The sequence below is a fragment of the Micromonospora sp. WMMD987 genome, assembly GCF_029581435.1.
GTDB classification, from domain to species: Bacteria; Actinomycetota; Actinomycetes; order Mycobacteriales; family Micromonosporaceae; genus Micromonospora; species Micromonospora rifamycinica.
In genome coordinates this window covers 4721067-4733812 of sequence record NZ_CP120861.1, presented here as the reverse complement: position 1 = coordinate 4733812, position 12746 = coordinate 4721067, and the positions used below count along the sequence as shown (strand labels likewise).

Genomic DNA, 12746 nt, shown 5'->3' with positions numbered 1-12746 from the left:
GCCGTCGGGTCACGCGGCCGGCGGCCCGGGCCGCGCCAGCAGGTGGACAGTCGCCGTACCAGGGCCTGCGCTGGACTAGGCTGCCGGCGATGAACGAGGTGACCCGGATTCCGGTCGGCGGCGAGCAGCCGTACGACGTACTGGTCGGGCGTGGTCTGTTGGCCGAGCTGCCCGCGTTGCTGCCCGAGGCGACCCGGGTGGCGGTGCTGCACGCGCCGCCGCTCAAGGCGCTGGCCGACCTGATCGGCGAGGGGCTGGCCGCGGCGGGGGCGACCCCGCTGGCGATCGAGGTGCCCGACGCCGAGGCGGGCAAGCGGGTCGAGGTGGCCGCCGACTGCTGGGACCGGCTGGGCGCGGCCGGCTTCACCCGTACCGACGCGGTGGTCGGGGTGGGCGGCGGTGCGGTGACCGACCTGGCCGGTTTCGTCGCGGCCTGCTGGCTGCGCGGGGTGCCCTGGGTGCCGGTGGCGACGTCGTTGCTCGGCATGGTCGACGCGGCGGTCGGCGGCAAGACCGGGGTCAACACGGCGGCCGGCAAGAACCTGGTGGGCGCCTTCCACCCACCGGTCGGGGTGCTCGCCGACCTGGGCACGCTGGACAGCCTCCCGCCGGCCGACCTGGCCGCCGGGCTGGCCGAGGTGGTCAAGTGCGGGTTCATCGCCGACCCGGTGATCCTGGACCTGGTGGAGGCGGATCCGGCGGCGGCCGTCGATCCGGCCGGGCCGGTGGTGCGGGAGCTGATCGAGCGGGCGATCCGGGTCAAGGCCGACGTGGTCGCCGGGGACCTGCGCGAGTCGAGCGTCCGCGAGGTGCTCAACTACGGGCACACCCTGGCGCACGCGATCGAGAAGGTCGAGCGGTACCGCTGGCGGCACGGGCACGCGGTGTCCGTGGGCACCGTCTACGCCGGTGAGCTGGCCCGGTTGGCCGGCCGGCTGGACGCGGCGACCGCCGACCGGCACCGCAGCGTGCTGTCCGCGCTGGGCCTGCCGACCGGCTATCCCGCGGACGCCTGGCCGGCGCTGCTGGCGGCGATGCGGGTGGACAAGAAGACGCGGGGCAGCCGGCTGCGGTTCGTGGTGCTCGACGGGCTGGCCCGGCCGGCGATCCTGGACGGCCCCGACGACGGGCTGCTGCACGCCGCGTTCCGGGAGGTCAGCCGGTGAGCGGGCCGGAGACCCCCAGGGTGTACGTGTTCAACGGGCCGAACCTGGGCCGGCTGGGCACCCGCCAGGTCGACGTCTACGGCGTGACCAGCTATGCCGATCTGGTACGGCTCTGTGTCGGTACGGGGCGGGAGCTGGGGCTGGACGTGGTGGTCCGGCAGACCGACGCGGAGCACGAGTTGCTGGGTTGGCTGCACGGCGCGGCGGACGAGGGCGCGGCGGTGGTGCTCAACCCGGCCGCCTGGTCGCACTACTCGGTCGCGGTGCGGGACGCCTGCGCGATGCTGCGGGGGCCGCTGGTCGAGGTGCACATCTCCAACATCCACGCCCGGGAGGAGTTCCGGCACCACTCGGTGGTCTCGGCGGTGGCCACCGGGGTGATCTGCGGTCTCGGGGTGGACGGCTACCGGCTGGCCCTGCGGCACCTCGCCACCCGGCTGGACGCGGGTGGCTGACCCCGATCATCACTGAGCGTGACGATCGGGGGTGGCGGACAGCGGGTGGAGCGGTCCGCCGGGCGACGGTGTGCCGTCGATGAGACGCAGCTAGTAGACTTGCCAGGTCTGTCCGCCAATTGATGATCAAGGCAGGAAATGGCATCCACCAACGACCTCAAGAACGGCCTGGTACTCAACCTCGACGGGGAGCTCTGGGCCGTCGTCGAGTTCCAGCACGTCAAGCCCGGTAAGGGTGGGGCGTTCGTCCGCACCACGCTGAAGAACGTGCTGTCCGGCAAGGTCGTCGACAAGACCTTCAACGCGGGCACCAAGGTCGAGACCGCCACCGTCGACAAGCGCACCATGCAGTACCTGTACGCCGACGGTGAGGACTTCGTCTTCATGGATCTGGAGACGTTCGACCAGATCACCGTCCCGGGCGGCACCGTCGGCGAGGCCGCCAACTACCTCCTCCCCGAGGCCGAGGCGACCGTCGCCACCCACGAGGGCGTGCCGCTCTACATCGAGCTGCCGACCAGCGTGGTGCTCCAGGTCACCTACACCGAGCCGGGTCTGCAGGGCGACCGGTCGACCGGCGGTAACAAGCCGGCCACCGTCGAGACCGGCGCGACCGTGCAGGTGCCGCTCTTCATCACCACCGACGAGAAGATCAAGGTCGACACCCGCGACGGCCGTTACCTCGGCCGGGCCTGATGGCCGAGGGCGCCAAGCAGCAGATGCCGGCGCGTCGCAAGGCGCGCAAGCGGGCGCTGGACGTGCTCTTCGAGGCCGACCTGCGGGACCGGCCCCCGGTGGAGGTGCTCGCCGGCTACCTCGAACGGATCGAGAAGCCGCGTCCGGAGCACCTGGACTACGCGATCGGTCTGGTCGAGGGGGTGGCCGGGCACCTCGACCGGATCGACGAGGTGATCGCCAGCTACGCCGAGGGCTGGACCCTGGACCGGATGCCGGCGGTCGACCGCAACCTGGCCCGGATCGCCGTCTACGAGCTGCTCTACGTCGACGAGATCGACGACGCGGTGGCGATCAGCGAGGCGGTGGAGCTGGCCCGGCAGATGTCGACCGACGACTCGCCGCGCTTCCTCAACGGCATCCTCGGCCGGATCGCCGAGTACGCCACCCGCTGACCGGGCCCGGGCGCGTGCCCCCTACCGGGGCGGGCGTGCCCGTCGGCCCGGCTGGGCGACGGTGTGACGAGAATGGCCCGTGCCGGACGGCACGGGCCATTCTCGTCGGCGACCGCGGATCAGGAGGCGAAGAACGCCCGCGGGTCGGCCACCAGCACACCGTGCTCGGTGAGCCGCTCGATCAGCCCGGACGGCGAGGCGTCGTAGACGATCGCCAGGGCACGCAGGTCGTCGGCCCGGATGGAGAGCACCCGGCCGTTGTAGTCGCCGCGCTGTTGCTGGATCGCCCGGGCGTAGCGGGCGACGTAGGCGAGGTCCTCGGAGGCCTCGTCGTAGAGTCGCTCCAGGTCCAGGACGATCTTGCTGGTGGGCTCGTGCCGCACTCCGCTGCCGTCGGGCAGCAGCTCCGAGACGGGAACGCGGTAGAAGTCGGCCAGCTCCGCCAGGCGGGACACGGTGACGGCCCGGTCGCCTCGCTCGTATGAGCCGACCACCACGGCCTTCCAGCGTCCGTTCGACTTCTCCTCCACCCCCTGCAGGGACAGGCCCTGCTGCTGGCGGATGGAGCGCAGGCGGGCACCCAGCGACTTGGCGTATTCAGAGGGCATTCGGACACTCCCAGTGCTGTGCTTTGGGGTTCTCCCAGCGATCGCTACGGAGCGTGACGGTACGGGGATTGCGACACGTGGTCAAGTGCTCGTGACATTCCCATCGGAGATAGTGGGGGAGTTGTCCCCTTTTCACCGTCCTGATCCGGGGATCAGTGGGTCGCGGCGAAGCCCCAGGTGACCGCTGGTAACGTGGCCGCAGCCCCGGTCGGGCCGCCCGCGACCCGTCCGGACCCCCGACATCCTTTAACGACCCGTCCCGTGAGGCGGGGAAGGAGGTCCGCCGTGGCCTGCCCACCGGCTGCCCATCCGTCGCCTGAGCGGCAACCCTCGGTGAAGGTGATCCTCGCCAGCGCCGACGTCCAGCGCGTCGTCGACCGGATCGCCCACCAGATCCTGGAGAAGACCCAGGGCGCGGCCGACACCGTCCTGCTGGGAATTCCCACCCGGGGCGCCCCGCTCGCCCGCCGGCTCGCCGCCCGGATCAGCACCTTCGAGGACGTCGACGTCCCGGTCGGGGTGCTCGACATCACCCTCTACCGCGACGACCTGCGCCGACACGCCACCCGCGCGGTCGGTCCCACCCAGCTGCCGCCGGGCGGCATCGACGGCAAGCGGGTCGTCCTCGTCGACGACGTGCTCTTCTCCGGCCGTACCGTCCGGGCCGCCCTGGACGCCCTCAACGACGTCGGCCGGCCCGCCTCGGTGCAGCTCGCGGTGCTGGTCGACCGGGGCCACCGGCAACTGCCGATCCGCGCCGACTACGTCGGCAAGAACATCCCGACCGCGCTCGCCGAGAGCGTCAAGGTCACCCTCGTCGACACCGACGGCGCCGACGAGGTCCGGCTCTACGGGGGTACGCGGTGAGCGCGCCGCGACGGCATCCCGCAGGCGCGCACGAGAGGCGGCCCCGCTCATGATCAGACACCTGCTCTCCGGGGCCGACCTGGACGCCGACACCGCCACCCAGATCCTCGACACCGCCGCCGAGATGGCCACCGTCGCCGGCCGGGAGGTCAAGAAGCTGCCCGCGCTGCGCGGCCGGACCGTGGTGAACCTCTTCTACGAGGACTCCACCCGCACCCGGATCTCGTTCGAGGCCGCCGCCAAGCGGCTCAGCGCCGACGTGATCAATTTTTCCGCCAAGGGATCCAGCGTCACCAAGGGCGAGAGCCTCAAGGACACCGCGCTCACCCTCCAGGCGATGGGGGCCGACGCGGTGGTCGTCCGGCACCCCGCCTCCGGGGCGCCGCACCGGCTGGCCAACTGGGTGGACGGGTCGGTGGTCAACGCCGGGGACGGCACCCACGAGCACCCCACCCAGGCGCTGCTCGACGCGTACACCATGCGGTCCCGGCTGGGACGGCTCGCCGGCCTGCACGTGGCGATCGTCGGCGACGTGCTGCACTCCCGGGTGGCCCGCTCCAACGTGCTGCTGCTGAGCACCCTGGGGGCCAAGGTCACCCTGGTCGGCCCGCCGACGCTGATCCCGGTCGACTGGGCCGCCCGCGCGGGCGTCGCGCCGTCGGTGTCCCCGGGGACCGACGCCGGCCCGGCCGCCGTGTCCCGCCCGGACACCGACGTCTGCTACGACCTCGACGCCGTGCTGCCCGGGGTGGACGTGGTGATGATGCTGCGGGTGCAGCGGGAACGGATGAACGACTCCTACTTCCCGTCCGCCCGCGAGTACGCCCGGCGGTACGGCCTGGACGGCCCGCGCATGCGCCGGCTCCCCGACCACGCGGTCGTCATGCACCCCGGGCCGATGAACCGGGGGATGGAGATCACCCCCGAGGTCGCCGACTCGCCCCGCTCCACCATCGTCGAACAGGTCGCCAACGGAGTCTCCGTAAGGATGGCCGTGCTCTACCTGCTGCTCGGAGGGAACAACCGGTGACCGCGTACCTGATCAAGAACGTGAGCGTCGTGGGCGGCGCACCGACCGACCTGCTGATCCGCGACGGCGTCGTCGCCGCGACCGGGGCCGGGCTGACCGCCCCGGACGCCGCGGTCGTCGACGGCACCGGGCTGGTCGCCCTGCCCGGCCTGGTCGACCTGCACACCCACCTGCGCGAGCCCGGCCGGGAGGACGCCGAGACCGTGGAGTCCGGCTCCCGGGCGGCGGCGCTGGGCGGCTACACCGCGGTCTGCGCGATGGCGAACACCTCGCCGGTCGCCGACACCGCGGGCGTGGTCGAGCAGGTCTGGCGGCTCGGCCGGCAGGCCGGCCTGGTCGACGTGCAGCCGATCGGCGCGGTCACCGTCGGCCTGGCCGGCGAGCGGCTCGCCGAGCTGGGCGCGATGGCCGACTCGCCGGCCCGGGTGCGGATCTTCTCCGACGACGGGCACTGCGTGGCCGACCCGAAGCTGATGCGCCGGGCGCTGGAGTACGTCAAGGCGTTCGACGGGATCATCGCCCAGCACGCCGAGGAGCCCCGGCTCACCGAGGGCGCGCAGATGCACGAGGGCGAGGTGTCCACCCGGCTCGGGCTGACCGGCTGGCCGGCGGTCGCCGAGGAGGCGATCATCGCCCGGGACGTGCTGCTCGCCGAGCACGTCGGCAGCCGGCTGCACGTCTGCCACGTCTCCACCGCCGGCAGCGTCGAGGTGCTGCGCCAGGCCAAGCGGCGCGGGATCCGGGTCACCGCCGAGGTCACCCCGCACCACCTGCTGCTGACCGACGAGGTGGTGGGCGGGCGCGGCGAGCTGGCCAGCCCCGCGCTCGCCGACGGCTGGAGCCCGACGGCGAGCTACGACCCGGTCTTCAAGGTCAACCCGCCGCTGCGCACCGGCGTCGACGTCGCCGCGCTGCGCGCCGCGCTCGCCGAGGGTGTCATCGACGTCGTCGCCACCGACCACGCCCCGCACGCGGTGGAGGACAAGGAGTGCGAGTGGGCGTACGCCCGGCCGGGCATGCTGGGCCTGGAGACGGCGCTGTCCATCGTCCTCGACGTGCTCGGTCCCCGGTGGGACCTGATCGCCGACCGGATGTCGCGGATCCCGGCCCGGATCGCCGGCCTCGACGGCCACGGTCTGGACCCGGCGCCCGGGGTGCCGGCCAACCTGACCCTGGTCGACCCGGCCGCCCGTCGGGTGATCGAACCCACGGAGCTGGCCAGTCGCAGTCGCAACACCCCGTACGCCCGCATGACGCTGCCGGGTCGCATCGTGGCGACCTTCCTGCGCGGCGAGCCGACGGTCCTGGACGGAAAGGCTGTCAAGTGAGCGCGAGGAACGCAGCGCAGCGGAGTCCCGCAGTCGCGAGCGAAGGGTGGGTCCGGTGAGCGCGAGGAACGCAGCGCAGCGGAGTCCCGCAGTCGCGAGCGAAGGGTGGGTCCGGTGAGCGCGAGGAACGCAGCGCAGCGGAGTCCCGCAGTCGCGAGCGAAGGGTCGGTCCGGTGAGCGCGAGGAACGTAGCGCAGCGGAGTCCCGCAGTGGGGGTCGGAGGGAACACGGAATGAGCAGGCGTTCAGCCATCCTCGTGCTCGAGGACGGGCGCACCTTTCACGGCGAGTCGTACGGCAGCGTCGGCGAGACGTTCGGCGAGGCGGTCTTCAACACCGGCATGACCGGCTACCAGGAGACCCTGACCGATCCGTCCTACCACCGGCAGGTGGTGGTGCAGACCGCCCCGCACATCGGCAACACCGGGGTGAACGGCGAGGACGACGAGTCCGACCGGATCTGGGTCGCCGGGTACGTGGTCCGCGACCCGGCCCGGATCGGCTCGAACTGGCGCTCCACCGGCGGTCTGGAGGACCGGCTCGGCGTCGAGGGCGTGGTCGGCATCGCCGGGGTGGACACCCGGGCGCTCACCCGGCACCTGCGGGACCGGGGCGCGATGCGCGTCGGCATCTCCAGCGTCGAGGACGACCCGCGCGCCCTGCTGGAGCGGGTCCGGCAGTCCCCGCCGATGGTCGGCGCGGACCTGTCCGCCGAGGTGACCACGGCCCGACCGTACGTGGTCGAGGCGGAGGGCACCCACCGCTACACCGTCGCCGCGCTGGACCTGGGCATCAAGCGCAACGTGCCGCGTCGGCTGGCCGCCCGGGGGGTGACCACCCACGTGCTGCCCGCCGGGTCGACCATCGACGACCTGCTGGCCACCGGTGCGGACGCGGTCTTCTTCTCGCCCGGTCCGGGTGACCCGGCCACCGCCGACGGGCCGGTGGCGCTGGCCCGGGAGGTGCTGAGCCGGCGGATTCCGCTGTTCGGCATCTGCTTCGGCAGCCAGATCCTCGGCCGGGCGCTCGGGTTCGGCACCTACAAGCTGGGCTACGGCCACCGGGGCATCAACCAGCCGGTGCTCGACCGGGCCACCGGCAAGGTCGAGGTGACCAGCCACAACCACGGCTTCGCGGTGGCCTGGCCGGGCCACGGCGACGGGCCGGCCGGCGCGGTCGTCCCCGACCAGGTCGTCGAGACCGAGTTCGGCGGCGTGCGGGTGTCGCACGTCTGCCTCAACGACAACGTCGTCGAGGGGCTGCGGGCCGTGGACGTGCCCGCCTTCACCGTCCAGTACCACCCGGAGGCGGCAGCCGGCCCGCACGACGCCGACTACCTCTTCGACCGTTTCGCCGAGCTGATCGAGGGCCGTGGCCCCGACGGGCAGCCCGGTCCGGGCCGGAACCACAGCGAGGGGCGCACGAATGCCTAAGCGCGACGATCTCAAGCACATCCTGGTGATCGGCTCCGGGCCGATCGTGATCGGGCAGGCCTGCGAGTTCGACTACTCCGGCACCCAGGCCTGCCGGGTGCTGCGCAGCGAGGGGATCCGGGTCAGCCTGGTCAACTCCAACCCGGCGACCATCATGACCGACCCGGAGTTCGCCGACGCCACCTACGTCGAGCCGATCACCCCGGAGTTCGTCGAGCTGGTCATCGCCAAGGAGCGCCCCGACGCGCTGCTGCCCACCCTGGGCGGGCAGACCGCGTTGAACACGGCGGTCGCCCTACACGCGGCGGGCGTCCTCGACAAGTACGGCGTCGAGCTGATCGGCGCGAACATCGAGGCGATCAACCGGGGCGAGGACCGCCAGCTGTTCAAGGAGATCGTGGCCAAGGCCGGCGTCCGGCTGGGGCTGCCCGACCCGGACGGCCTGGTGCCCCGGTCCCGGGTCTGCCACTCGATGGACGAGGTCCGCGAGACCGTCGCCGAGCTGGGCCTGCCGGTGGTGATCCGGCCGTCGTTCACCATGGGCGGCCTGGGTTCCGGCATGGCGCACACCGACGAGGACCTGACCCGGATCGCCGGGGCCGGTCTGGCCGCCAGCCCGGTGCACGAGGTGCTCATCGAGGAGAGCGTGCTCGGCTGGAAGGAGTACGAGCTGGAGCTGATGCGCGACCGGCACGACAACGTGGTGGTGGTCTGCTCGATCGAGAACGTCGATCCGATGGGTGTGCACACCGGGGACAGCGTGACCGTGGCCCCGGCGATGACGCTCACCGACCGGGAGTACCAGAACCTGCGGGACCTGGGCATCGCGGTGCTGCGCGAGGTCGGGGTGGACACCGGCGGCTGCAACATCCAGTTCGCGGTCAACCCGGCCGACGGCCGGATCGTGGTGATCGAGATGAACCCGCGGGTGTCCCGCTCGTCGGCGCTGGCGTCGAAGGCCACCGGTTTCCCGATCGCCAAGATCGCCGCGAAGCTGGCCATCGGCTACACCCTCGACGAGATCCCCAACGACATCACCCGCAAGACGCCCGCCGCGTTCGAGCCGACGCTGGACTACGTGGTGGTGAAGATCCCCCGGTTCGCGTTCGAGAAGTTCCCCGGCGCCGACCCGGAGCTGACCACCACGATGAAGTCGGTCGGCGAGGCGATGAGCCTCGGCCGCAACTTCACCGAGGCGCTCAACAAGGCGATGCGCTCGATGGAGACGAAGGCGGTGGGTTTCTGGACCCAGCCGGATCCGGCCGGGGCGACCCGGGAGAACACCCTCGCCGCGCTGCGGGTGCCGCACGACGGCCGGCTCTACACCGTCGAGCGGGCGCTGCGGCTGGGCGCGTCGGTGGCCGAGGTCGCCCGGGCGTCCGGCGGGATCGACCCGTGGTTCCTGGACCAGATCGTCGGCCTGGTCGAGCTGCGGGCCGAGATCGTCGCCGCCCCGGTGCTCGACGCCGCCCTGCTGCGCCGGGCCAAGCGGGCCGGGTTGTCCGACCGGCAGCTCGCCGCGCTGCGCCCGGAGCTGGCCGGCGAGGACGGCGTACGCACCCTGCGGCACCGGCTCGACGTGCGCCCGGTCTACAAGACGGTGGACACCTGTGCCGCCGAGTTCGAGGCGACGACCCCGTACCACTACTCCACGTACGACGAGGAGACCGAGGTCGCCCCGTCGGACCGGCCCAAGGTGCTCATCCTCGGGTCGGGGCCGAACCGGATCGGCCAGGGCATCGAGTTCGACTACTCCTGCGTGCACGCCGTGCAGGCGTTGCGCACCGCCCCGCTCGACGGGGTGGGCGGCGGCGCGGACGCGGCCGGTGCGGTCGGCTACGAGACGGTGATGGTCAACTGCAACCCGGAGACCGTCTCCACCGACTACGACACCGCCGACCGGCTCTACTTCGAGCCGCTGACCTTCGAGGACGTGCTGGAGGCCTGGCACGCCGAGGACTCGTCCGGCCGGGCGGCCGGTGGCCCCGGCGTGGTCGGGGTGGTCGTGCAGCTCGGTGGGCAGACCCCGCTGGGGCTGGCGCAGCGGCTGAAGGACGCCGGACTGCCGGTGGTGGGCACCTCCCCGGAGTCGATCCACCTGGCCGAGGAGCGCGGCGCGTTCGGCGCGGTGCTGGCCCGGGCCGACCTGCGGGCCCCGGCGCACGGCATGGCCACCTCGTACGACGAGGCGAAGGCGATCGCCGACGAGATCGGGTACCCGGTGCTGGTGCGCCCGTCGTACGTGCTCGGCGGGCGGGGCATGGAGATCGTCTACGACGACGACACGTTGCGCGCCTACATCGGTCGGGCCACCGAGATCTCCCCGGACCACCCGGTGCTGGTCGACCGGTTCCTCGACGACGCCATCGAGATCGACGTGGACGCGCTCTGCGACGCCGACGGCGAGGTCTACCTGGGTGGTGTGATGGAGCACATCGAGGAGGCCGGTATCCACTCCGGTGACTCGTCGTGTGCGCTGCCGCCGATCACGCTGTCCGGCGTGCACCTGAGCGAGGTGCGCCGCTACACCGAGGCGATCGCCCGGGGCGTGGGGGTGCGCGGCCTGCTCAACGTCCAGTACGCCCTCAAGGACGACATGCTCTACGTGCTGGAGGCGAACCCGCGGGCGTCCCGGACGGTCCCGTTCGTCTCCAAGGCCACCGCCGTGCCGTTGGCGAAGGCGGCGGCCCGGATCGCCCTCGGCGCGACCATCGCCGACCTGCGCGCCGAGGGGCTGCTCCCACCGACCGGCGACGGCGGGACGATGCCACCGGACGCCCCGATCGCGGTCAAGGAGGCGGTGCTGCCGTTCAAGCGGTTCCGTACCCCGGCCGGCAAGGGCGTGGACTCGCTGCTCGGTCCGGAGATGAAGTCGACCGGCGAGGTGATGGGCATCGACACCAGCTTCGGGCACGCGTTCGCCAAGAGCCAGTCCGCCGCGTACGGTTCGCTGCCGACCACCGGGAGGATCTTCGTCTCGGTGGCCAACCGGGACAAGCGGGCCATGATCTTCCCGATCAAGCGGCTGGCCGACCTGGGCTTCGAGATCGTCGCCACCACGGGTACCGCCGAGCTGCTGCGCCGGCACGGCATCGCCTGTGAGCAGATCCGCAAGCACTACCAGAGCGGCGAGGGCGCGGACGCGGTGTCGATGATCCTCGCCGGTGACGTGGCCCTGGTGGTGAACACCCCGCAGGGTTCGGGCGCGAGCGCCCGCTCGGACGGCTACGAGATCCGCAGCGCCGCCGTGACGGCCGACATCCCCTGCATCACCACCGTGCCGGGGGTGGCGGCGGCGGTGATGGGCATCGAGGCCCGGATCCGCGGCGACATGCGGGTGCGTCCCCTCCAGGAACTCCACGCCGCCCTCCGGGCCGCCCAGTGACCCGGTACCCCCACCCGCCGGGTGGATCCCGCCCCCGCGCCCCGCTCGGCCCGGTGACCGGGAGGTTTCGGTCACCGGACGGCGGGGGCGGTGACGCGGACCTCTTGATCACCGGCGGAGGCGTCGGCCGGGGGAGCGTCCGTCGGAGGGCTGTGACGTGGTGATGTTCGAGCAGGGGGTGCGCCGGGCGCTGTTCCGCATCGGGGGTGGGGACGCCGAGGCGGCGCACGACTGGACGTTGCGCCGGCTGGCGGCCCTGTCCCGGCGGCCGGCGGCGCTGGCGTTGCTGCGCGCCCGCAATCTGCACCGGGCGCCCCGGACGGTGTTCGGGGTGGACTTCCCCAACCCGGTGGGATTGGCGGCGGGGATGGACAAGAACGGGGTGGCCCTGCCGGCCTGGCCGGCGTTGGGGTTCGGCTTCGTCGAGGTGGGCACGGTCACCGCGCACGCCCAGCCGGGCAACCCCCGGCCCCGGTTGTTCCGGCTGCCCGACAGCGCGGCCGTGATCAACCGGATGGGCTTCAACAACGCCGGTGCCGCGGCCCTGGCGGCCCGGCTGGCCGCGCTGCCCCGCCCGCTCGGGGTGCCGCTGGGCATCTCGCTGGGCAAGTCCAAGGTGACCCCGCTGGACGAGGCGGTCGAGGACTACCTCGCCTCGTACCGCGCGTTGCGCGGGCACGGCGACTACTTCGCGGTCAACGTCTCCTCCCCGAACACCCCGGGGCTGCGGTCGTTGCAGGACCGGGCACACCTGGACGCCCTGCTGGCCGCGCTGGTGGGGGAGAAGCCGGTGCTGGTGAAGATCGCCCCGGACCTCACCGAGCCGGCGGTGGCCGAACTGCTGGAGGTCTGCCTGGCCCGGGGGGCGGCCGGGGTGATCGCCACCAACACCACCCTGGCCCGCGACGGTCTCGCCCCCGCCGACCGGGAGCGTGGCGGCCAGGCCGGCGGCCTGTCCGGCGCCCCGCTGACCGGGCGGGCCCGGGAGATGGTCGCCTTCGTCCACCGGGAGACCGGCGGCCGGCTGCCGATCATCGGGGTCGGCGGCATCCTCGACCCGGACGACGCGGCCCGGATGTTCGACGCCGGGGCCAGCCTGGTCCAGCTCTACACCGGTTTCATCTACCGGGGGCCGGGCCTGGTCCGGGCCGCCGCCCGGGTGTCGGGCGGGGCGACGGCGGGCGACCGGGCGGTGATCGGGCGGTGAGCCGACGGGTACGCCCGGCGCTCCCGGTCGTGCCCGTCGCGCCGTCGACCCCGCGTTCCGGCTCCACCGCCGGTCGCACCGTGCCGGACCCCGGTCGGTGGCCGCGCCGCGGGCGGATCCGCGGCGTCGGGGTGCCGG

11 protein-coding genes are annotated in these 12746 nt (G+C 72.9%); 10 read left to right on the top strand and 1 reads right to left on the bottom strand.

What is annotated here, in order from left to right:
* The first annotated feature begins 89 nt into the window (after nt 1–89).
* The 4 genes from aroB (at nt 90) to nusB (ending at nt 2751) form a co-directional block, all read left to right on the top strand.
* Complete coding sequence (gene aroB, locus O7612_RS19880) at nt 90–1166, top strand: 3-dehydroquinate synthase (RefSeq protein ID WP_282266408.1); 1077 nt, start codon at nt 90–92, stop codon at nt 1164–1166.
* Nucleotides 1163–1621 (top strand): type II 3-dehydroquinate dehydratase, encoded by a 459-nt coding sequence (aroQ, locus tag O7612_RS19875; RefSeq protein WP_282266406.1) that lies wholly within the window; start codon nt 1163–1165, stop codon nt 1619–1621. The genes aroB and aroQ overlap by 4 nt, the downstream gene beginning before the upstream one ends.
* Nucleotides 1622–1759: 138 nt before the next feature.
* On the top strand, nt 1760–2317 hold the full coding sequence (gene efp / locus O7612_RS19870) for an elongation factor P (protein ID WP_067309483.1): 558 nt from the start codon (nt 1760–1762) through the stop codon (nt 2315–2317).
* Between the two features lie 23 nt (nt 2318–2340).
* On the top strand, nt 2341–2751 hold the full coding sequence (gene nusB, locus O7612_RS19865) for a transcription antitermination factor NusB (protein ID WP_172898569.1): 411 nt from the start codon (nt 2341–2343) through the stop codon (nt 2749–2751).
* 119 nt (nt 2752–2870) lie between these two features.
* On the opposite strand, the gene O7612_RS19860 is transcribed toward nusB, so the two are convergent.
* Nucleotides 2871–3359 (bottom strand): helix-turn-helix domain-containing protein, encoded by a 489-nt coding sequence (locus O7612_RS19860; RefSeq protein WP_013285505.1) that lies wholly within the window; start codon nt 3357–3359, stop codon nt 2871–2873.
* Nucleotides 3360–3644: 285 nt separating this feature from the next.
* On the opposite strand from O7612_RS19860, the gene pyrR reads away from it, so the two are divergent.
* From pyrR to O7612_RS19830, 6 genes are all read left to right on the top strand, one after another.
* Nucleotides 3645–4226, top strand: coding sequence for a bifunctional pyr operon transcriptional regulator/uracil phosphoribosyltransferase PyrR (gene pyrR / locus O7612_RS19855; RefSeq protein ID WP_282266401.1), 582 nt, complete (start codon nt 3645–3647; stop codon nt 4224–4226).
* Between the two features lie 49 nt (nt 4227–4275).
* A complete protein-coding gene (locus O7612_RS19850; RefSeq protein WP_282266400.1) occupies nt 4276–5256 on the top strand; it encodes an aspartate carbamoyltransferase catalytic subunit in 981 nt (326 codons plus the stop codon).
* Nucleotides 5253–6584: a dihydroorotase gene (locus tag O7612_RS19845; protein ID WP_282266396.1), complete on the top strand. Its 1332-nt coding sequence runs from the start codon at nt 5253–5255 to the stop codon at nt 6582–6584. The genes O7612_RS19850 and O7612_RS19845 overlap by 4 nt, the downstream gene beginning before the upstream one ends.
* Before the next feature lie 232 nt (nt 6585–6816).
* On the top strand, nt 6817–8016 hold the full coding sequence (carA, locus tag O7612_RS19840) for a glutamine-hydrolyzing carbamoyl-phosphate synthase small subunit (RefSeq protein ID WP_282266394.1): 1200 nt from the start codon (nt 6817–6819) through the stop codon (nt 8014–8016).
* Nucleotides 8009–11401, top strand: coding sequence for a carbamoyl-phosphate synthase large subunit (carB, locus tag O7612_RS19835; RefSeq protein ID WP_282266392.1), 3393 nt, complete (start codon nt 8009–8011; stop codon nt 11399–11401). Before carA ends, carB begins: the two co-directional genes overlap by 8 nt.
* Nucleotides 11402–11561: 160 nt before the next feature.
* Nucleotides 11562–12608 (top strand): quinone-dependent dihydroorotate dehydrogenase, encoded by a 1047-nt coding sequence (locus O7612_RS19830; RefSeq protein ID WP_282273965.1) that lies wholly within the window; start codon nt 11562–11564, stop codon nt 12606–12608.
* Nucleotides 12609–12746: the final 138 nt, after the last annotated feature.